This is a genomic window from Ancylobacter polymorphus, from assembly GCF_030813495.1.
Classification (GTDB): domain Bacteria; phylum Pseudomonadota; class Alphaproteobacteria; order Rhizobiales; family Xanthobacteraceae; genus Ancylobacter; species Ancylobacter polymorphus.
Window position 1 is genome coordinate 155,198 of sequence record NZ_JAUSUI010000001.1, and the last position, 20,047, is coordinate 175,244.

The window sequence follows — 20,047 nt, forward strand, 5'->3', positions numbered from 1 at the left end:
AGCCGTTCCCTCGCAAACCGCCCTGAACCTTCGCTGCAAGCGCTCTAGCGGCCCGGCGCGGGCGCCGGACGCTCGCGCCGGGCTGCGAGAGCCTCCGGCAGGGGCGGGGCCTGCTTCGCCAGCTTTTCGCGATAGGCCGGTACAACCTGAAGGGCGAAGGCGACGAGGCGCTGCTCATCCCGCTCGCCGAGGCTGATCGCCTCCATCAGCGCGGAGGCGAGGCGCATCCGCATCACGTCATCCGCACCCTCGCGATGAAGCTGGGCGGCGGCGTGCTGGGCCTGGGCGATGCAACTGTCGAGAAGGCGGACGGTTTCCGGATCAAGACGAAGGTAACGCGACGACATATTCATTCCCCATGCGACCATTCGCGGCCTGCGCGCCAGATGTAGGAGGCAGGGACTCGCCGGCAAGGGGAGGGCGGCGCATCTGTCGCGAGACCGGAGAGGGAGAAGCCGGGAGCAAGTTAGTAAGCCGGCTATGTTCTTGCTGCGGCTGAATACGGCGGCGACGGATGCCGGGGTGCGGGCGAAAGAGATAGCCGGCTATTGAGTTCGTCACGACAAGCCGCACTGCGGGAGTGGTGCGCCTCACCCGCCGGGAGCGGCGGGGATGCGGCGGAATACGTCGTCACAGGCGACGAGATAGAGGAAAGCGTTGACCTCGACCGCCTTCCCCTCCCGCACCGCGCCGGCTGCCACCGGGCCGCGTGATCTGATCCGCCGCCGCTCTGCGCGCGTAATTCCGGCACTGCTGCGGAGGATTCGATGAAACGCCTGCTCCTTCTTGCCGGAATTTTCGCCTTTGCCGGCCTTGGCACGTCGGCCGTCCAGGCCAGGGATCTGGTGCTCGAACAGTATTTCGCCGGCCGCACCGTCGCGGAGGGATCGTTCTCCGCCATCAACGGCGTGAGGCGCAGCTTCACAGTGGACCTCACCGGCCGCTGGAACGGCAACGTGCTCACGCTGGTGGAGGATTTCCACTTCGCTGATGGCGAGAAGGACCGCAAGACCTGGCGGTTCGAGAAGCTGGGGCCGGGGCGCTATCGCGGCACGCGTGAGGATGTGCGCGGCGCGACCGAGGTGACGGTAAAGGGCGATACCGCCACCTTCAGCTATCTCCTCGATCTCGACCCCGGTGCCGGGGAAAACCTCGTCCGCTTTCACGACAAGATGGTGCTGCGCGAGGACGGCACGGTGCTGAACACCGCCTGGGTGACGAAATACGGTTTCCCGGTCGCGCTCACCCGCGTCACCTTCCGCCATCCCTAGGCGCGCCCGCGACCTTCTCTCCCGATGTTAAAGGAGGACTCCATGCGCTCCCGCGAGAAGACACTCTGCCTCGCCCTGCTTCTTGCCGCCACCGCCGCGCCGGCGTTGGCCGAGCCGCTGAGCGGCCCGGAAATCCAGGAGAAGATCGGCGGCGAACTGGTGCGGCTGAGCACGCCCTACGGCATCACCCTGCCGCTGGTCTATCGCGACGACGGCGTGGTGGCCGGGGACATTTCCGGCTTCTCCATCGGCGCCATGCTGGCGCCGAGCGAGGAGGGCCGCTGGTGGGTGAAGGACGACCGGCTGTGCCAGAAATGGCCGACCTGGTATGACGGCCGCACACATTGCTTCACCATCACCTCGCTCGGCCCGAAGAAGATCGCCTGGACGCGCGATGACGGGCTTTCCGGCACCGCCACCATGGGCCGCTGAGATGACAGAGGCGCCGGCGGGTCCGGCCGTCACCGGCCGGCGCCTCGCGCTCTACGCTTTGCCGGCCCTGCCGCTGGCGGCGCTGGCGCTGCCCTTCTATGTGATCGTGCCGAGCTTCTATGCCGAGGCGCTGGGGCTCTCGCTCACCGCCGTCGGCGCCGCTTTGCTGGCGATCCGTCTGATCGACGCCCTTTCCGACCCGCTGCTCGGCTGGGTGGCGGACCGGATCGCGCCCCGGTTCGGACGGCGGCGGGCACTGATGGCGCTGGCGGCGCCGGTCACCGCGCTCTGCGCCTTCATGGTGTTCTGGCCCGGCGCGGGGGCGGGCATCGCCCATCTCTTTCTCTGGGGGCTTGGCCTCTCGCTCGGCTATACCGCGCTCAGCCTCGCCTACACCGCCTGGGGCGCCGAGATCACCGCCGATTATCGCGGCCGCGCCCGGGTGGCGGCGGCGCGCGAGGGGGTGACGCTTATCGGCACACTCGTCGCCATCGCACTGCCCTTCGCCATCGGGCTGGGGACGGATGCGACGGGCTTTCACGGTCTGGCGGCGATGGGGGTGTTCGTGCTCGTCACCCTGCCGCTGTTGTGCGCGGCCTGCGTGTTCGGCGTGCCGGAGCCGGAAAATCTCTCGCGGGGGAAACTGTCCCTCGCGGCGGGGCTGCGGCATTTGCGGGCCAATGGCCCGTTTCTGCGGCTGATCGCGGCGTTTCTGCTCAACGGCATCGCCAACGCCATACCGGCCACGCTGTTCCTGTATTTCGTCGCCGACCGTATCGGCGCGGCGCAGCTGCAGGGGCCGCTGCTGTTTCTTTATTTCCTTTCCGGCGTCGCCGGCCTGCCGCTGGCGCTGCGCTGCGGGAGCCGCTTCGGCAAGCACAAAGCCTGGTGCGGGGCCATGCTGGCGGCGTGCGTCGTCTTCGCCGGGGCCGGCTTTCTCGGTCCGGGCGATGTGGTGGCGTTCGGTTTGATCTGTGGCGCGACGGGCGTGCTGCTGGCCTTCGACGTCGCGCTGCCGCCGGCGATCCAGGCGGATGTGGTCGATGTCGACACGGCGGCGTCGGGGGAACAGCGCTCGGGGCTGTATTTCGCGCTGTGGGCGCTGGCCACCAAGCTCGCTCTGGCCATCGCTGTCGGCGTCACCTTCCCGCTGCTGGACTGGGCGGGATACCGGCCGGGCACGGGGGCACCGACCGAACAGGCGGGGCTTGCCCTCGCCCTGCTCTATGCCTGGCTGCCGATTCCGGCCAAGCTTGCCGCCATCGCGCTGATGTGGCGCTTTCCGCTCGACGAGGCGGCGCAGCATCGGCTGCGGACGGTGATCGAGGCCACGTCGGCCGCGAAAGCAGGAGCGCGCTGAGCGCTCCTGCGGGCTGGCGGTTCAGCCGATCTGTTCGATGATGATGGCGCGGATCTGCTCGCGCGTGAGACCGCAGGGCTCCGGCTTCCACTCCGGGCTGGAGCGGATGATGGCGGGCGTGGGCGGGGTGAAAGTGTAGTTGCGCATAAATCCTCTTGGCCGCGGCGGCCTGTGGCCGGCGGCTGACGCTGGTGCGTCAATGTCAGGTGAAAAGCCCGGCATCAGGGTGATGGGGCTGGCCGCACTGGCGGCACCTGATGACGTAACGTCGCATTGCGTCACCAATAAGGCGGAGCGGGTGTCGTCTCGGCCGTCGCTCTGGCGGGAAGGTCGCCGGCCGCGCGCCTTCCCAAACGGAAGGGTGACGGCCGGCGCAATGCTGAAACGACTAGAATGCCGTCATGATCGCCGCGCCTGCCGTCGCGACCGTTGCAGCAAGCAGACCCCACTTAACGGCCTGGCTTTCCATCTCGAACGTCCTCCGTTTTGTTGCTGAGCCCATGAACGGGCACTCAGATGATAAGAGGAGGGCGCGGCTTTTGGGTATTATGTATTAATAACACCTTCGTGAGCGCCTGCCGTCTGGTGTGCCATCCTGCGGCCGGGCCCTTGAACGATGGCGATTGCCGGGCCCGGCCGCGGTTTGGCGCGCGCGGGCCGCTATTCGGCGGCGGCGGGAAGCGGCGCGCGGGGGAAGGCGGCGTGGGGTGCGCGCAGGTCTTCTTCCTCCTCCTCGGTCGGCAGGTCCATCGGCCGACCCGCCAGCGCCGCGTCGAGGCGCTCACGGTCGAGTTCTCCCTCCCAGCGCGCCACCACCACGGTGGCCGTGGCGTTGCCGATGAAATTGGTCAGCGCCCGGCATTCGGACATGAAGCGATCGATGCCGAGGATCAGCGCCATGCCCGCGACGGGAACGGCCGGAACCACGGAGAGGGTCGCCGCCAGGGTAATGAAGCCGGCGCCGGTGATGCCCGCCGCGCCCTTGGAGGAGAGCATGGCCACCAGCAGCAGCACGATCTGGTCGGTGAGGCTCAGTTCGATGCCGGTGGCCTGGGCGATGAACAGCGCCGCCAGCGTCATGTAGATGTTGGTGCCGTCGAGATTGAAGGAATAGCCGGTGGGGATGACGAGACCGACCACGGATTTGCGGCAGCCGGCCTGCTCCATCTTCTCCATCAGGCTGGGCAGCGCCGCCTCCGAGGAAGAGGTGCCGAGCACCAGCAGCAGCTCTTCCTTGAGATAGCGGATGAGCGCGAGGATGGAGAAGCCGTTATAGCGCGCCACCGCGCCCAGCACGACGAACACGAACAGCAGGCTGGTGAGGTAGAAGGTGCCGACCAGCATGGCGAGATGGGCGACCGAGCCGATGCCGTATTTGCCGATGGTGAACGCCATCGCGCCGAACGCGCCGACCGGCGCCGCCTTCATGAGAATCTCCACCAGCCGGAAGAAAATCTGCGAGGCTGAGTTCAGCACATGCATCAGCGGTTCGGCGCGCGGGCCGACGCCGGCCATGGCGATGCCGAACAGCACGGCGAAGAACAGCACCTGCAGGATGTCGCCCGAAGCGAAAGCGTTCACCGGCGTGGAGGGGATGATGTTGCTGAGAAAGCCCACCAGCGTCTGCTCATGCGCTTTGGCGGCGTAGTCGGCGACCGCCTTGGCGTCGAGCGAGGCGGGGTCGATGTTCAGTCCGGCGCCGGGGCGCACCACATTGGCGACGATGAGGCCGATGACGAGGGCGAGCGTCGAGAAGGTGAGGAAGTAGAGCATCGCCTTGCCGGCGACGCGCCCGACCTTGCCGAGATCGCGCATATTGGCGATGCCGGTGGCGACGGTGAGGAAGATCACCGGGGCGATCACCATCTTCACCAGCTTGATGAAGGCATCACCCAGCGGCTTCATGTCGGCGCCGAGGCTCGGGTAGAAATGACCGAGCGCGATGCCGGCGGCGATGGCGACCAGCACCTGGACGTAAAGCTGGCGGTAGAACGGACGCGGTGCGGCTTTCACCGAGGTCGGGGCGAGGGCGTGATTCATGGCGCTTCCTGCGGTTGGCCCCTTCGGCGCCTCGTAATGCGGGCGGCGTGTGAAGCCGGGGTTGGATGGGACGCGGCAGACGTGCCGCGGCCTCCGTTCCGCAAGCGCCGTGCCAGAGGGGGCTCATGCCCGACCTGGCGCTTAAGTCATTGAAAAATAGGAGGGTGTCGGCGCGGATTCCGCAGGCCCTCGACAGATTGTGCGAAATGTCACACAAATCAGCGGGCAGTTCGTGCGAATTTCCGCACAGGAGGCGCCGTGTGCGGTCTATCCCCGGCCTGATCCGTCTGCGCCTCTGGCTCCGGCGCCGGGGACGCACGGGTACCCTCGTGCCGCTCCTTGCCGCGCTGGCCCTGCTGGCGGCGCTCGACCAGATGGCGCGGCGCGGCGCCGAGGCCTGGGTTATGGCGCAGTTGAGCCGGGAGGCGGAGGCGGCCGCCGGGCTGCGGGCGGCGATGCTGCGCAGCGAGATCGAGAAGCAGCGCTCCCTGCCGGTGGTGCTGGCACAGGATCCTGATGTGCGCACGGCCCTGACGCGGCGCGACCCGGCGGTGCTGCGCGCGCTCGACGCGAAGTTCGAGGCGCTCGCCGCCGGCACACGCGCCAGCGTGATCTATCTGCTCGACCGGCAGGGCGTCGCTGTGGCTGCGAGCAATTACCGCGACCCGACCTCCTTCGTCGGCAGTGACTATGCGTTCCGGCCCTATTTCCGACAGGCGCTGGCGGAAGGGGAGGCCGAACACTTCGCCTTCGGCACGGTGAGCCGTCAGCCGGGCCTTTATCTCGCGCGGCGCATCGACAGCCCGGCGGGGCTGATCGGCGTCATCGTGGTCAAGGCGGTGTTCGCCGAGGTGGAAGCGGAATGGCGCCGGCTCGATAGTCCGATCTTCGTCACCGACACGCGCCAGATCGTGCTGGTGACGAGCGTGCCCGGCTGGGAGTTTCGCGCCACTGCGCTGATCCCCGAGGCCGAACGGGCGCGCATTCGCGCCAGCCTGCAATTCGGCGACGCCGCACTCAGTCCGCTGCCGATCACCGCCGAGGGCGACGACCGCGTCCGCGTGACGATGCCGGACGGCGGCGCGGCGCAGACCTTTGTCGAGGCGGCGGCGCCGGTGCCCACCACCGGCTGGACGCTGCATGTGCTCAGCCCGATCACCGCCGCCGCCGAGGTGAGCATCGCCGCCGCGCGGGTGCTCGCCGTGCTCGCCGGCGCGCTGCTGATGGGCGGGCTGGCGCTCATCGGGGCGCGTCGCCGGCAGGCGCTACGCAAGCGCCGGCGCGAGAGCCGGGCGCGGCGCGAACTGGAGCGGCGGGTGGAGGCGCGCACGCTGGAACTGAGCGCGGCCAATGACCGGCTGCGCGAGGAAATGGACCAGCGCCAGCACGCGCAAGCCGCGCTGCAGGGGCTGCAGGATGAGCTGGTGCAGGCCAGCAAGCTCGCCGTGCTCGGCCAGATCGCCGCCAGCGTCGCGCATGAGGTGAACCAGCCGGTGGCGGCGATCCGCACCTTCGCCGAAAGCGGGGCGATGCTGCTGGGGCGCGGCGACACGGGCAGCGTCTCCGGCAATCTCGCCACCATTGTCGGCCTCACCGAGCGGATCGGCGCCATCACCGGCGAACTCCGCAGCTTCGCGCGCAAGGCCCCGGGTCCGCTCGGTCCGGTGTCGCTGCGTGCGGCGGTGGAGGGGGCGCTGCTGCTCGTCGGCTACCGGCTGAAGGAGCAGGAGGTGGCGCTGGAACTCGACATGGGGCCGGAGGACTTCCACGTCCGCGCCGAGCGGGTGCGGCTGGAACAGGTGCTGGTCAATCTGCTGCAGAACGCGCTGGAGGCGCTGGCCAGCCGTCCCGGCGGCCGGGTGCGGCTCGCGGCGCGGGCGGAGGGCGAGCGGGTGCTGCTCACCCTCGCCGATAACGGACCCGGCCTGCCGACGGCGGTGCTGGACACGCTGTTCATTCCCTTCACCACCACCAAGCCGGCGGGGCTCGGCCTCGGGCTGGTGATTTCGCACGACATCGTCGCCGAATTCGGCGGCACGCTTGCCGCCGCCAATCAGGACGGGGCGGTGTTCACTCTCAGCCTGCCGCGGGTGCCGTGATGGATGTGGCCTTCATCGACGACGACGCGACGCTGCGCGCCGCCAATATGCAGGCGCTGATGCTCGCCGGCCATGAGGTCGTGGCCTATGCCTCCGCCGCCGCCGCGCTCGACGGGCTCGACGCCGCCTTCACCGGCGTGGTGGTGAGCGATGTGCGCATGCCCGGCATGGACGGGCTCGAACTGTTCCGCCGGCTCAAGCGCATGGACCCGGACCTGCCGGTGATCCTCATCACCGGCCATGGCGACATCACCATGGCGGTCGAGGCGATGCGCGAGGGGGCGTATGATTTCATCGCCAAGCCCTATCCGCTCGACCGGCTGCTCGGCACGGTGCGCCATGCCCTGGAAAAGCGCCGCCTCGTGCTCGACAACCGCGCCTTGCGGCAGGCGGCGGAGGAGGCGAGCGCGGACATGCCGCTGCTCGGCACCACGCCCGCCATGGAAAGGCTGCGGCAGACGGTGCGCCAGCTCGCCGATGCCGATGTCGATGTGCTGGTGGAAGGCGAGACCGGCACCGGCAAGGAAGTGGTGGCGCAGGCGCTCCACCGCTGGAGCCGGCGCGCCGCCCGCCCGCTCGTCGCGGTCAATTGCGGCGCGGTGCCGGAAACGGTGATCGAGAGCGAGTTGTTCGGCCACGAGCCCGGCTCCTTTACCGGCGCGGTCAAGAAGCGCATCGGGCGCATGGAACATGCCCATGGCGGCACGCTGTTTCTCGACGAGATCGAGGCGATGTCGCCGGCGTTGCAGGTGAAGCTGCTGCGCGTGCTGGAAGCGCGCGAGATCGCCCCGCTCGGCACCAATGAGGTGCGCAAGGTCGATATCCGCGTGGTGGCGGCCTCGAAGATCGACCTGCTCGAACTGGTGCGGCGGGGCGGATTCCGCGAGGACCTGTATTACCGCCTGCATGTCGCCACCGTGCGCATTCCCCCGCTGCGCGAGCGCCGGGCCGACATCGCGCTGCTGTTCGGGCATTTTCTCGCCCGTTCCGCCAAACGCTTCCGCCGCCCGGTGCCGATGGTGACGCCTGCGATCCGCGCGCATCTCGCCTCCCATGACTGGCCCGGCAATGTGCGCGAGCTGGTCCATTACGTCGAACGGGTGGCGCTCGGCCTGGTCGAGCCGGCGCCGGCGGCGATGGCGGCGGAAGAGGAGGCCGGCGCCAGCCTGCCCGAGCGGGTGGAGGCGTATGAGGCGGCGCAGATCCGCGACGCCCTCGCCGCGACGCGCGGCGACATTCAGGCGACGCTGAAGCGCCTCGGCATTCCGCGCAAGACGCTCTACGACAAGCTGCGCCGCCACGGCATCGACCAGTCCACCTATCGGCGGGAAGCCGAGCCGGACGCGGAGAGGGGATAGGCGAGGGGGAGTTTCGGCCCGGCCTTCGACCGGTGCCCGCTCCGGGTGTTCCCGCGCCCAAGGAGGTGCTCAGGTGTGGGCTGAGGGCAATATCACCAATACGGATCTGCGCGCCGGCTTGGGCGGCAAGGAGATTTCCAGTTCTTTGATCAGGCGATCAAAACACGCGGCGTGAGCGGGTGTTTGTCCCGCCCATCTCCCGATTTCCGACAAAGCGCCGAGAACTGCGTCTTCCTCATTTGAAAGTATGAAGCCGCAATCGCATGCGACTTGGATTAAATCGTGAGTCTTAAGTGCATTGGAAATACGCTGACGCTCTGTAGCGATCTGTTTCGAAGAAATGGACAGGCCTTTTAGTGCGTTCTCAAAGGCATACTCGATCGCCCGCTCGAAGGCGATCGGCCCTGTCTGTGGATCGACGCGAGCTTCCTGAAGGTCCGCCGGAACGGGCGGATCGTCTGGGTGGCGGAGATTGTCGCGGTCGGCGTGAACACCGACGGCCGCTGCGAGGTACTCGGCATGGACATCGGCCCCTCGGAGGCCGGGACGTCGCGGTGTCGCAGACATGGATTGGCAGCAGGCAGCGCTCGTCGTGATGGGCGTTGAACCATGAGAGTTGCTGGTTGCCATGGACGACATCGACCGTGTCGTCGATATCGAGATCGTCGGCATCCTCCTCGCCGCAGGCAATGGCGAGGATCCGTGCCAGCGCAATGCGCGAGAGCGGATGCAGGATGCGTGTCGGATCGCGCCGATCCGGCGCGCGGCGGTAGCCAGAAGCATCGCGCGCCCCTCCGAAGAAAGTCTGCCGCCATCGACCGCGGCTGTGATCTTCCGGCCTGAAGTCTGATTCCGCCCCATTAGCTGCGGGCGCGGCTACCATTGTGGCGTCGCTTTCAGTGTCATCCCCAGGAGCAAGGGTTCGATAACGTGAAAGAGACCCTAGAATCTGCCGCGATCCGGGCCGTCCTGCATCAATCTGGCGCGGTCCGGCGGGAGGTAATAAGGTAGACGTAAATGTCAATTTCGGACAGAATAGTCCAAATATTGCCGCGCGTGACAGAACTCAACATCGCCGGGGTTTCATGGCTACAGAAAAGGGTTGCCGGCTTTCGCCCGGCCCTGCGATGTCCGGCGGACCGGTCGGTCGGACTTGGCGTTCGGGGTCCACCGCTGCCCGAATGCGCGCGACGGTATCCCTCGGCGCCCTGCTGGCGTCCATGCTGCCGGCCATTGCCGCAAACGAGATCATTGACGGCGGCACCACGGTCACGGTGCCAAGCCCCGCGCAATCCTCGCCTTGGGACATCACGGGATCGCTCACCGTCGGTGACACCGGAACGGGCACGCTCAACATTGAAGACGGCGGCAACGTCACGAGCGCGAATGGTTATCTCGGCGCTCAGACCGGTTCGTCCGGCACGGTGGTGGTAAATGGGGCCGGCGCCTCCTGGATCGCGCCAGGCGAACTCGGCATCGGCCAAGGCGGCCAGGGGACCCTCACGGTTTCCGCCGGCGCAGAGGCGAGCTTTACCTACGGCTATGTTGGCGTTCTCGCCGACTCGCAGGGCACGGCCACGGTCACGGGCACGGATTCCATTTGGACCGTCACCACCACCCTCTATGTCGGCTATGCCGGTACGGGAACCGTGAATGTCGAGGCGGGCGGGGCTCTGACTGGATCGACGGGCATCGTCGGCGCCGGTTCGGATTCGGCCGGAACGTTGACGGTGACAGGCCCCAACTCAACCTGGACGGCCACTACCGAGCTCGGCATCGGCCAGTCCGGCACCGGCACGCTGAACGTGATGGCCGGCGGCCAGGTGAGCACCGGTATCGGCTATATGGGCGTCAGTGCCGGTTCCCTCGGCACCGCCACGGTGACAGGCATGAGTTCGACGTGGACTAACACGGCAGAACTCCACGTCGGCTATGGTGGCACCGGCACGCTGACGGTTGAGGACACCGGCCACGTGTCGACCGTCAACGCCTATGTCAGCTCCAATGGCGGATCTACCGGGACGCTCACCCTCAAGAGCGGCGCGACCGCCTCCAGCAGCTATGCCTATATCGGCGCCAACACCGGCTCCAATGGCAGCGTCACGGTGACGGACGCGAACTCACTATGGACCAACAGCAACGATTTCGTCGTCGGCGGTTCCGGTGTCGGCGAGATGACGGTGTCGGCGGGTGGCGCGGTAAGCAGCGGCAATGGCTATCTCGGGCTGAATGCACTTTCCACCGGAACGGCGACGGTCACGGGTACGGATTCCAGCTGGAGCACGGGCAGTTCGAGCCTTTTCATCGGGCTCAACGGCACCGGCACGCTGAATATCGAGGCCGGCGGCAAGGTCACGAGCGCCGAGAGCTCCATCGGCTACAACAGCGGCTCCACAGGCACCGCGACGGTGACAGGCGAGAGTTCGACCTGGGATCTCGGCGCCAACGCCCTTTATGTCGGCTTCTCCAGCGGTGGAACCCTGGCTGTCGAGGCCGGCGGCAAGGTCACGAGCGGCGACAGCTTCATCGGCTATAACATCGGCTCCACCAGCACCGCGACCGTGACCGGGGAGGATTCGACCTAGGATATTGGCTCCCACTCCCTCAGCGTCGGCTATTCCGGCACCGGCACACTCGACATTGAGGAGGGCGGCAAGGTCACGAGCGGCTACAGCAATATTGCCGTGGGAACCGACTCGACCGGCACCGTGACCGTCACCGGGGCCAGTTCGACCTGGAATCTTGGCGGTGCCATCCTGGGCGTCGGCTATGAGGGCAATGGCACGCTCAATATCGAAGACGGCGGTACCGTGGAAAGCGGCGCCGGGGTCGTCGGCTACAACGCCGGCTCGTCCGGCACAGCTACGGTGACGGGCGCGGAGTCGCTCTGGAACACGGGAATCGAATACCTCTATGTCGGCCAGTTCGGCAGCGGCACGCTCACCATCGAGGATGGCGGCGAGGTCAGCAGCGCGAAGACCTTCATCGGCAACGAGGCGAATTCATCCGGCACGCTGAATCTCGATGGCGACGCGGACGGGCGGGGCGTGCTGGCCACGGGCAAGGTGGTCAAGGGAGCGGGCACCGCCACGCTCAATTTTAACGGCGGCGTGCTGAAGGCAACCGACGACGAGGTGGACTTCCTCTCCGGCTTCGCCGCAGGTGACATCCAGATCGAGGCCGGCGGCGCCTTTATCGATACCAATGGTCATGATGTGGAGGCCGATGCGACCCTTCAGGGCGTCGGCGCTCTTACCAAACAGGGCGCTGGCACGCTCACCCTCACCGGCGACAGCAGCATGTTCGACGGCAGCACTCAGGTTCTCGCCGGCGTGCTTTCCGTGAGTTCGGACAACGGCACCTCCGCTGGCGTGCTGGGTGGGGCGGTAAGCGTGTTCTCGGGAGGAACCCTTCAGGTGGAAGGGGGCACTCTGACCGGGCTGGTGACGCTGGAGAATGGCGGCCTGCTCGGCGGAAATGGCACTATAGGCGGTCTCGCGGTAAAGGCCGGCGGCGTGGTGGCGCCCGGAAACTCGCCCGGCACTCTTGCCGTCAACGGTGCCGTTACGTTCAGCGACGGGGCCACCTACCGGGTGGACACGGCAGCCGATGGCCAGCATGACCTCATCGCCGCGACCGGCACGATCACCCTCTCGGGTGGCGCTTCCGTCGAGGTGCTGGCCGCGCCGGGCGCCTATGACTGGCACACCACCTATACTATCCTCTCCACCGAGGCGACGGTGGACGGCACTTTCGGCACTGTCACCTCGGACTATGCGTTTCTCGTTCCCTTGCTCAGTTACGACTCCCAGAACGTCTATCTGACCCTTTTCAACAGCGACGTGCCGTTCGCCTCCTTTGCCCGGACGCCGAACCAGGCCGGTGTCGCGGTGGCGGCACAGGCGCTGGGGCTCGGCAACGAGGTCTATGACGCCATCCTCGGGCTTCCAGAGCGTGCGGTCGCCGGGGCGTACAATGCGCTCTCCGGCGAGGTCTATGCCTCCGCCGCGACGGTCATCCAGCAGCAATCGGTCTATGTACGCGAAGCCGTCGGCGCGCGCCTGCGCCAGTCCGTGACCGCGCCGGCGGCCGGACCGCTGGCCTATGCGGTCGCGGCGCCGGCCACGGCCCGGCTCGGCGTGGACTACGCCCCCACACTGTGGGCGCAGGGCTATGGCGGCTGGGGCGATACGTCCGGCAACAGCGACGTCGCCTCCGTCTCCAACACGATCGGCGGTTTCCTCATGGGCGCGGATGTGGCGGTGGCCGACAATGCCCGCGCCGGCCTGTTCGGCGGCTACAGCCGATCCACTTTCAACGTCGATGCGAGGTCGTCCTCGGGCGACATCGACAATTACGATCTCGGCCTTTACGCGGGCGCCCGGTTCGATGCGCTCGCGGTGAGCGGCGGCCTCGCCTATTCCTGGCATGACGCGACCGTCGATCGCATGGCGGTGTTTCCCGGCTTTGCCGAGGCGCTGAACGCCGATTATTCCAACGGAAGCCTGCAGCTTTTCGGCGAACTCGGCTACTCCATGACCTTCGGGGCCGTGGAGATGGAACCTTTTGTCGGCGCGGCGTATCTCAGCATCGACGGAGCGCGTTTCAACGAGACCGGAGGCGCAGCCGCACTGGCCGTGTCTACGAACTCCATGGAAACCACCTACACGACTGTCGGTCTGCGGGTGGCGACGACGGTGGAAGTCCAGGGTCACGTGCTGACGCCGAACCTGACGCTCGGCTGGCAGCACGCTTTTGGGGACACGACACCGGCTGCGACCATGATGTTCAGCGCTGGCGATCTGCCGTTCCAGGTGGGGGGCGTTCCCATCGCGGAGGATTCGATGCTGCTGCAGGCGGGGATCGGTTACACCCTGTCGGACATGGCGGTGCTGTCGGCCAGCTATTCCGGTCAATATGCGTCCTCGGCCTCCCAGAGCGCCTTCACCGCCCAGTTCGCCCTCAAGTTCTGAGGAGGGTTCGGCAAGGCGCCCTGGAACTGGGCTCTTTGTCGCCCTCTGCCCGAAGACGACGCTCTGATCGCGCCCTGCCATTGAGGGCGCGACGCGGGCCATCTTGGTGGACAGACCGAGGCCCAGATCCCGCGCTGAAGCGGGTGAAGCGGCAGATGTACGGGCGTGGGAAACGCGACCTGCTGGAGGCATTCCTTGCCGCTCCAGCACAACGTCTCACCAGCGCTCCCGCTACATGACCCCGGAAACCATCGCGCCGATCAGCGATGATCCCGACGTCCCCGCCCTGCCGAACATGGCGGCCTGACTGCGCCGCCCATATCGGCGCGCCAGGCTGGCCAGCGGTCAGCTGCAAAGGACATGATCGCTTTAACGCGAAGATGCGTTCAGTTCGCTCGGCCGAGCCCTTCACTCCATTCGTCACGAGCCCAGCGACGCCGAGGGGCGCTCGCCGAAGGCGGTACTTCCGGCCGTTCCTCTGCGGCGGGAGCGTTCCCCTCACTCCTCCGCCGGCGCGAGGTCGAAGGTCTCGCCGGGAAAGAAGCGGGCGAGGCGCACATCGGCGCTACGGGCATGGCCTTCCATGCCTTCCTTGCGCGAAATGCGGGCCGTGACCACGCCCAGTTCGCGCGCCGCCGCGCGAGTGGCGCGCTGCCAGGTGACCGTCTTCATGAATTTATGCACCGACAACCCGCCCGTGTAGCGCGCCGCGCCTGAGGTGGGCAGCACATGGTTGGGGCCGGAGGTCTTGTCGCCAAAGGCCACGGTCGTCTCTTCGCCGAGGAACAGCGAGCCATAGGCCTGAAGGCGACCGAGCCACCAGTCGAGGTCCGCCGCCTGCACGTGCAGGTGCTCGGGAGCGTAGCGGTCGGCGACGGCGGCCATCTCCTCGGCATCCTCGCACAGCATCACCTCGGCATAGTCCGCCCAGGCGGCGCGGGCGCTGGAACGGTTCGGCTCCGGCAGCGCCTCGATGAGAGCGGGCACGCGCGCCATCACCGCCTCGGCGAGGGCGGCCGAGGTCGTCGCCAGCCATACCGGCGAGTTGTAGCCGTGTTCGGCCTGGCCGATCAGGTCATTGGCGATGAACTCGGCATCCGCAGTGGCGTCGGCGAGGATCATGCTGTCGGTCGGCCCGGCGAACATGTCGATGCCGACGCGGCCGTAAAGAATGCGCTTGGCCTCGGCGACATACTGGTTGCCGGGTCCGGCGAGCACGTCGGCCTTCGGCAGGCCGAACAGGCCGTTGGCCATCGCCGCCACGCCCTGCACGCCGCCGAGGTTGAGGATCACGTCCGCCCCGCACAGATCCATGGCGAAGACGATCTCGGGCGGAATGCCGTCCCCCGGCCGGGGCGGCGAACAGGCCACGATATGGCGCACGCCGGCTACCCGCGCCGTGGTGATGGTCATGATCGCGCTGGCGATATGGGCATAGCGTCCGCCGGGGACGTAACAGCCGGCCGCCTCCACCGGAATCTGCTTCTGCCCGGCCATCAGGCCGGGGATCACCTCGACGCTGCAATCAAGCACCGTTGCCTTCTGCGCCTCGGCGAAGCGGGCGATGTTGGCATGGGCGAAGCGTATGTCGTCCTTGGTCTTCTCAGGCACACGGGCAATGGCGGCCTGGCGTGCCTCGGGCGAGAGGACGATCTCACCCTCCCATTTGTCGAATTCGCGGGAGAAGCGGCGCACGGCGTCCTCGCCCTCCGCGTCGATGGCGGCGAGCAGGGCGGCCACGGCCTCGCGCACGTCGCCTTCGTCGGAATGGGCGGTGCGGGTGGCTTTCTTGAGATAGGTCACGGTCATGGCAGGGCTCACATCTTGCCCTTCCAGGGCACAATACGGCGCTCGATCAGGCGCATCAGCATGTCGAAGAGGTAGGCGATCGCCGCGATGACGACGATGCCCATGATGACGGTGGAGGTTTGCAGGAACTGGCTGGCGGAGAGCACCATATAGCCAAGCCCCTCCGTCGCCGCGATCATTTCGGCGGCCACCAGCGTGGTCCAGCCGAAGCCGATGCCGATCCGCATGGCGGTGAGGATTTCCGGCAGCGAGGCCGGCAGGATCACATAACGCAGCACCTTCCAACGCGAAGCACCGAAGGAATAGGCGGCGTGGATCTGCTCGATCGCCGCCGATTTCACCCCCGCCCGCGCGCCGAGCGCCACCGGGGCGAAGACGCTGAGGAAGATGAGCAGCACCTTGGACAATTCGCCGATGCCGAACCAGATGATCATCAGCGGCAGATAGGCGAGCGGCGGAATAGGCCGGTAGAACTCGATCGGCGGGTCGAGGATGCCGCGCATGGCCGGGCTCATGCCCATGGCCAGCCCGAGCGGAATGCCGATGACGCAGGCGAGCAGGAAAGCGCCGAACACCCGCGCGGCGGATATCGCGATGTGCTGCCAGAAGGGCGTGTTGGTGAAACCGTCGCGGGCGATATCCATGAATTTCTGCACCACCGCGCCCGGCGAGGGCAGAAACAGCGGCTTGACCCAGCCCATGGCGGTGACGAGCCACCACAGGAGAAGCAGCAGCGCGATGGAAAGCAGCGACAGCCACAGCGTGTCGCCGTCGCCCGGCACGCCGTACGCCTGGCCGGGCCTGACCGAGCGGCCGCGCGCCAGCCTCGCCAGCCGGGAGGCGAGCCGCGGGCGCGGATTTTGTTCGACGGGGCCGATGTGATCGACGGGGCTCATGCGGCGGCTTCCTCGTCGGCAAAGATGATGCCCAGCACCTGTTCGCGCAGGGCGATGAAATCGGGGGAGGCCTTCACCTCCCGCGCGGACGCCCCGTCAAGGAAGCGCCGGGAGAAGGGCAGGTCGAAGCGATGGGCGATGCGGCCCGGGCGCGGCGACATGACGATGAGTCGCGTGCCCATGAACAGCGCTTCCTCAACATCATGGGTGATGAAGAACACCGCCTTGCCGGTGCTGTTCCACACACGCAGGATCAGCTGCTGCGCCTTCTCGCGGGTCAGCGCGTCGAGCGCGCCGAGCGGCTCGTCCATCAACAGCACGCGGGGATCGCAGGTGAGCGCGCGGGCAATGCCGACACGCTGCTGCATGCCGCCGGAGAGCTGGTAGACCGGCGAGCCCTGGAAGCCGTCCAGCCCCAGAAGCGCGATGTATTTTTCCGCCGTGGCGTAGCGCTCGCGCGGCGGCACGTCCTGCATCTTCAGGCCGAAGGCCACATTGTCGCGCACATTCAGCCAGGGCATCAGCGCGTGCTTCTGGAACACCACCGAGCGGTCGGCGCCCGGCCCGGTGACGGCGGCGCCGTCGAGCCGGATGGAGCCGGAACTGGGCGAGAGGAAGCCGGCCAGCAGGTTGAGAAGGGTCGACTTGCCACAGCCCGACGCGCCGAGGGCGACAACGAAATCGTTGCGGTCCATCGTCAGGTCGATCTTGCGCAGCGCCTCGACCGGCGGTCGGCCATTGGCCGCGGGGTAGACGACGGACACGTCGTCGACGATGAGCACCATTGCATGTCCTCCGGAACGCCGGGCGGGCGGCGGGACCGCCCACCCGGCGCAATGCGGGGCCTCACTTGGCCGTGGCGGCCTTGGCGATGGAGGTGTTGACGAAGGGGGCGTAGCTCTCCGCCACCTTCTCGATGCGGCCGGCGCTCTTGAGGAACTCGGCGGTCGACTTCAGCGTCGCCGGGGCGCTGCCGAGCCATTTGTCGCTCAGCTGCTCCTTGAGCGGGACGAACGTATAGCCTTCCAGCGAGTCCGGGATTTCCGCCGGTGCGGCGCCCGTCATCTTGGCGATGGTCAGCACCTGCGGGCTGGTCGCGTTCCAGGCGGCCGGGTTGGCGAGATAGGCCGCATTGGCCTCGTCCGCCACCTTGGCGAAGGCCGCCATTTCCTTGGCATGGGCGGCGGCGAACTCCTTGTTCACCACCCAGCCGTCAAAGGTGGGGAAGCCCCAGGCGGCGGTCGTGTCGGCGCCGAGAATGCGCTTGCCTGTCTTTATGATGCGGCTCTGCGCCGGCTCCCAGATGAAGGCGGCGTCGATGGCACCCTGTTCCCAGGCCGCGGCGATCTGATCCGGCGGCATGCCCATGATGGTGACCTCGTTCACCGGCACCTTCTCATGCTGGAGCGCGCCCATCAGCGAGAAGTGGGCGGTGGAGCCGATCGGCACGGCGACGCGCTTGCCCTTCAGGTCGGCGACGCTGGCGATGCCGGTGCCGTCGCGGGCGATCAGGCTCTCGGCCTTGCCGATGACGATGGCGAGCATGAACATCTGGATGTCCACGCCCTGGCTCATGGCGATGGTCATCGGCGAGGAGCCGAGCTCCGACACCTTGACGTCGCCGGAGGCCATGGCGGCGATGATCTCGGCGCCGGAGGCGAATTTGCGCCATTCGATCTCCCAGCCGGTGGCCTTCTCGAACAGGCCCTCGGCCCGCGCCACCTGCATCGGCGTCGGATTGCCGAAATGGCCGATGACGATCTTCTCCGCAAAGGCGGAGCCGGCGGAAAGAATGAGGGCGACGGTGCCCGCCATCAGGCCCCGCATGGTCTTGCTCATGTCCGTTAACTCCTCTGTCAGGTCGGTCGTGGTTGCCGGGCCTTCTGTGGGCCCGTAAGTTCAGGCATCCCGCGCGAGCGAGACATCGACGATGGCGCCCACCAGCACATCCAGCGTGTCGAAGGCGCGGGCGCCTTCGGCGGTGCTGTCGGCGATGAGCGAGAATTCGGTGCAGGCGATCATCTGCGTGGCGACGCCGGCCGCCACGAGCTGCGCGGAAGCGCGTTGCAAGGCCGCGCGCGCCTCGGCGTCGGCATCCCCCGCCTTGATGCGGCGAATGGCGCCGAGCAGCGCGGCTTCGTCGTCGGGGTAAACCGCCGTCAGCCCCGCTTGCGCCAGCCGGCCGTCAAACAGGCCGATGCGGCGCAGCGCTGGCGAGGCGAGCACGCCGATCCGCCCGTCGGGCCCGGCAAGCCGCGCCGCATGGGCGACGGAGAGCGTCACCATGTCGAGCAGGGGTATCGTCACCGCCGCCGCAATCGCCGGGGCGAAATGGTGCGCGGTATTGCAGGGCATGGCCAGCGCCTCGGCACCGGCCGCCTCCAGCCGCCGCGCCATCGCCGCCAGCACGGGCGCGGGGTCTTCGCCGGTACCTTCGATCAGCCGGGCGATGCGGGAGGGCACCTGCGGGTTCTGGTCGACGATGAGCGGAACATGGTCACGATCATCCGCCGCCGGCACCGCCGCGATGATCCTGCTCATCAACAGCACTGTCGCCTGCGGGCCCATGCCGCCGAGAATTCCGACCCGGCGCGGCATCAGCGGCCCCCCTCCGCCAGCGTCGCGTCCAGCGCACCCAGAATATGGATGGCGATGAGGTCGCAATCGTCGAGAGAGAAGGTGAGGGGAATGCGCATGTCGAACAGGGTTGCGAGCACGCGCTCGCTCTGCGGCAGCTCGTGCCGGGCGATGTAGCGCCACGAGGTGTGCGCCGAGGTGAAGCCGGCCGGCTCGGCCGCCCCGAACCATTTCAGCTCCACGCCCCGTTCGGCCGCTGCCGAAAGAAGTGTCGTGCAGCCCGCAGCGGACAGCGCCGGCACGCGGAACTGGATCGAGGAGCCGACATAGCTTTCCTGCGGCGGGCGTGAGGGCATCCGCACCGCCGGGTGGGTGGCGAGCCGCGCCGCGATCCGGTCATGGCGCTCGTTCCAGCCGGCAAGATTGCCTTCGATCCGCGCCAGCTGAGGGCGGAGCAGGGCGGCGCGCAGATTGTCCATGCGCGCCGACATGTTGGGCGTGTCGAGCCTCACCTCGGCAAAGGCCTCGGCCGGCGGCGCCGCGCCGTGCCGCTCATAGAGCATGTAGGAGCCGGACAGGATCACGGCCCGCGCCATGAGGTCGGCGTCGTCCGTGGTCAGCAGCCCGCCCTCGCCGGAATTCAGATGCTTGTAGGTCTGGGTGCTGAAGCAGCCGGCGAGGCCGAACGAACCCGATTTCCGTCCGTTCCAGCGCGCGCCCATGGTGTGGGCGCAGTCCTCGATGATGCGCAGCCCGTGCGCGCGGGCCACTGCCTCGATCCGGTCCATATCGGCGATATGACCGCGCATATGCGACAGCAGCAGGACACCGGCGCCGGAGAAACGCGCCTTGGCGGCGAGGTCGTCGAGGTCGATGACGAGGTCGTCCGTCGTTTCCACCAGAACCGGCAACGCGCCAATCCCGGCAATCGCGCCCGGCACCGGCGCCAGGGTGAAGGCATTGGTGAGCACGCGCTCGCCCGGCTTCACTCCGGCGGCGCGCAGCGCGATCTGCATCGCCTGCCCGCCGGAGGCGACGGCGAGGCAATAGCGCGCGCCCTGCCATCGGGCGAATTCCTCCTCCAGCCGCGCCGTCTCCGACATTTCGCCGGGGGCGACATTGTAGCGGTGGAGCCGCCCCGATCGCATCACCGCCTCGGCGGCGGCAATGGCGTCTTCGGGGATCGGCGGTTGCTGGGTGAAACTGCCGGTGAAGCGGGGCGGTCGCATGGG

General features: G+C 67.7%; 16 protein-coding genes and 3 pseudogenes. 9 read left to right on the forward strand and 10 right to left on the reverse strand.

The window, feature by feature from the left end; translation table 11 throughout:
- Positions 1-44: 44 nt before the first annotated feature.
- Entirely contained in the window at positions 45-347 is a 303-nt protein-coding gene (locus J2S75_RS00895; RefSeq protein WP_307017317.1) for a hypothetical protein, read from the reverse strand.
- A gap of 420 nt (positions 348-767) precedes the next feature.
- Here J2S75_RS00895 and J2S75_RS00900 point away from each other — a divergent pair, with 420 nt between their 5' ends.
- From J2S75_RS00900 to J2S75_RS00910, 3 genes are read left to right on the forward strand one after another with little or no spacing between them, the layout of a single operon-like run.
- Positions 768-1,271: a DUF3833 family protein gene (locus J2S75_RS00900; RefSeq protein ID WP_307017320.1), complete on the forward strand. Its 504-nt coding sequence runs from the start codon at positions 768-770 to the stop codon at positions 1,269-1,271.
- 42 nt (positions 1,272-1,313) lie between these two features.
- The gene (locus J2S75_RS00905; RefSeq protein WP_307017322.1) at positions 1,314-1,703 is read left to right on the forward strand and encodes a hypothetical protein; all 390 of its coding nucleotides are present in this window, start codon (positions 1,314-1,316) and stop codon (positions 1,701-1,703) included.
- A gap of 1 nt (position 1,704) precedes the next feature.
- On the forward strand, positions 1,705-3,063 hold the full coding sequence (locus J2S75_RS00910) for an MFS transporter (protein ID WP_307017324.1): 1,359 nt from the start codon (positions 1,705-1,707) through the stop codon (positions 3,061-3,063).
- Between the two features lie 21 nt (positions 3,064-3,084).
- Here the strand turns inward: J2S75_RS00910 and J2S75_RS00915 are convergent, their stop codons facing one another.
- Positions 3,085-3,210, reverse strand: coding sequence for a hypothetical protein (locus tag J2S75_RS00915; protein ID WP_307017326.1), 126 nt, complete (start codon positions 3,208-3,210; stop codon positions 3,085-3,087).
- 513 nt (positions 3,211-3,723) lie between these two features.
- On the reverse strand, positions 3,724-5,103 hold the full coding sequence (locus J2S75_RS00920; RefSeq protein ID WP_307017328.1) for a dicarboxylate/amino acid:cation symporter: 1,380 nt from the start codon (positions 5,101-5,103) through the stop codon (positions 3,724-3,726).
- Positions 5,104-5,363: 260 nt separating this feature from the next.
- Between J2S75_RS00920 and J2S75_RS00925 the strand changes: the two genes are divergently transcribed.
- From J2S75_RS00925 to J2S75_RS00935, 3 genes and pseudogenes are all read left to right on the forward strand, one after another.
- Positions 5,364-7,202, forward strand: coding sequence for a sensor histidine kinase (locus tag J2S75_RS00925; protein WP_307017330.1), 1,839 nt, complete (start codon positions 5,364-5,366; stop codon positions 7,200-7,202).
- Positions 7,202-8,560, forward strand: a complete 1,359-nt coding sequence (locus tag J2S75_RS00930) for a sigma-54-dependent transcriptional regulator (RefSeq protein WP_307017332.1) — start codon at positions 7,202-7,204, stop codon at positions 8,558-8,560. The genes J2S75_RS00925 and J2S75_RS00930 overlap by 1 nt, the downstream gene beginning before the upstream one ends.
- A 375-nt stretch (positions 8,561-8,935) precedes the next feature.
- Positions 8,936-9,103, forward strand: a pseudogene (locus J2S75_RS00935) (transposase); the annotation flags it as partial.
- Here the strand turns inward: J2S75_RS00935 and J2S75_RS00940 are convergent.
- A pseudogene (locus tag J2S75_RS00940) lies at positions 9,099-9,421 on the reverse strand (transposase); the annotation flags it as partial. The pseudogenes J2S75_RS00935 and J2S75_RS00940 overlap by 5 nt on opposite strands.
- Before the next feature lie 320 nt (positions 9,422-9,741).
- Between J2S75_RS00940 and J2S75_RS00945 the strand changes: the two are divergent.
- The 3 genes and pseudogenes from J2S75_RS00945 (at position 9,742) to J2S75_RS00950 (ending at position 13,533) form a co-directional block, all read left to right on the forward strand.
- The gene (locus J2S75_RS00945; protein WP_307017334.1) at positions 9,742-11,145 is read left to right on the forward strand and encodes a hypothetical protein; all 1,404 of its coding nucleotides are present in this window, start codon (positions 9,742-9,744) and stop codon (positions 11,143-11,145) included.
- A gap of 3 nt (positions 11,146-11,148) precedes the next feature.
- Positions 11,149-11,217 (forward strand): annotated as a pseudogene (locus tag J2S75_RS22445) (hypothetical protein); the annotation flags it as partial.
- Positions 11,218-11,244: 27 nt separating this feature from the next.
- Positions 11,245-13,533, forward strand: a complete 2,289-nt coding sequence (locus J2S75_RS00950; protein ID WP_307017335.1) for an autotransporter outer membrane beta-barrel domain-containing protein — start codon at positions 11,245-11,247, stop codon at positions 13,531-13,533.
- A 498-nt stretch (positions 13,534-14,031) separates the two neighbouring features.
- On the opposite strand, the gene hisD is transcribed toward J2S75_RS00950, so the two are convergent.
- From hisD to J2S75_RS00980, 6 genes are all read right to left on the reverse strand, one after another.
- Entirely contained in the window at positions 14,032-15,342 is a 1,311-nt protein-coding gene (gene hisD / locus J2S75_RS00955) for a histidinol dehydrogenase (protein ID WP_307017337.1), read from the reverse strand.
- 8 nt (positions 15,343-15,350) lie between these two features.
- On the reverse strand, positions 15,351-16,238 hold the full coding sequence (locus tag J2S75_RS00960; protein WP_307017340.1) for an ABC transporter permease subunit: 888 nt from the start codon (positions 16,236-16,238) through the stop codon (positions 15,351-15,353).
- Positions 16,235-17,023 (reverse strand): taurine ABC transporter ATP-binding protein, encoded by a 789-nt coding sequence (locus J2S75_RS00965; RefSeq protein WP_307017342.1) that lies wholly within the window; start codon positions 17,021-17,023, stop codon positions 16,235-16,237. Before J2S75_RS00965 ends, J2S75_RS00960 begins: the two co-directional genes overlap by 4 nt.
- 61 nt (positions 17,024-17,084) lie before the next feature.
- The gene (gene tauA, locus J2S75_RS00970; protein WP_307017344.1) at positions 17,085-18,077 is read right to left on the reverse strand and encodes a taurine ABC transporter substrate-binding protein; all 993 of its coding nucleotides are present in this window, start codon (positions 18,075-18,077) and stop codon (positions 17,085-17,087) included.
- Positions 18,078-18,137: 60 nt separating this feature from the next.
- Positions 18,138-18,836, reverse strand: coding sequence for a cysteate racemase (gene cuyB, locus J2S75_RS00975; RefSeq protein WP_307017346.1), 699 nt, complete (start codon positions 18,834-18,836; stop codon positions 18,138-18,140).
- On the reverse strand, positions 18,836-20,044 hold the full coding sequence (locus J2S75_RS00980; protein WP_307017348.1) for a DegT/DnrJ/EryC1/StrS family aminotransferase: 1,209 nt from the start codon (positions 20,042-20,044) through the stop codon (positions 18,836-18,838). Before J2S75_RS00980 ends, cuyB begins: the two co-directional genes overlap by 1 nt.
- Positions 20,045-20,047 lie beyond the last annotated feature (3 nt).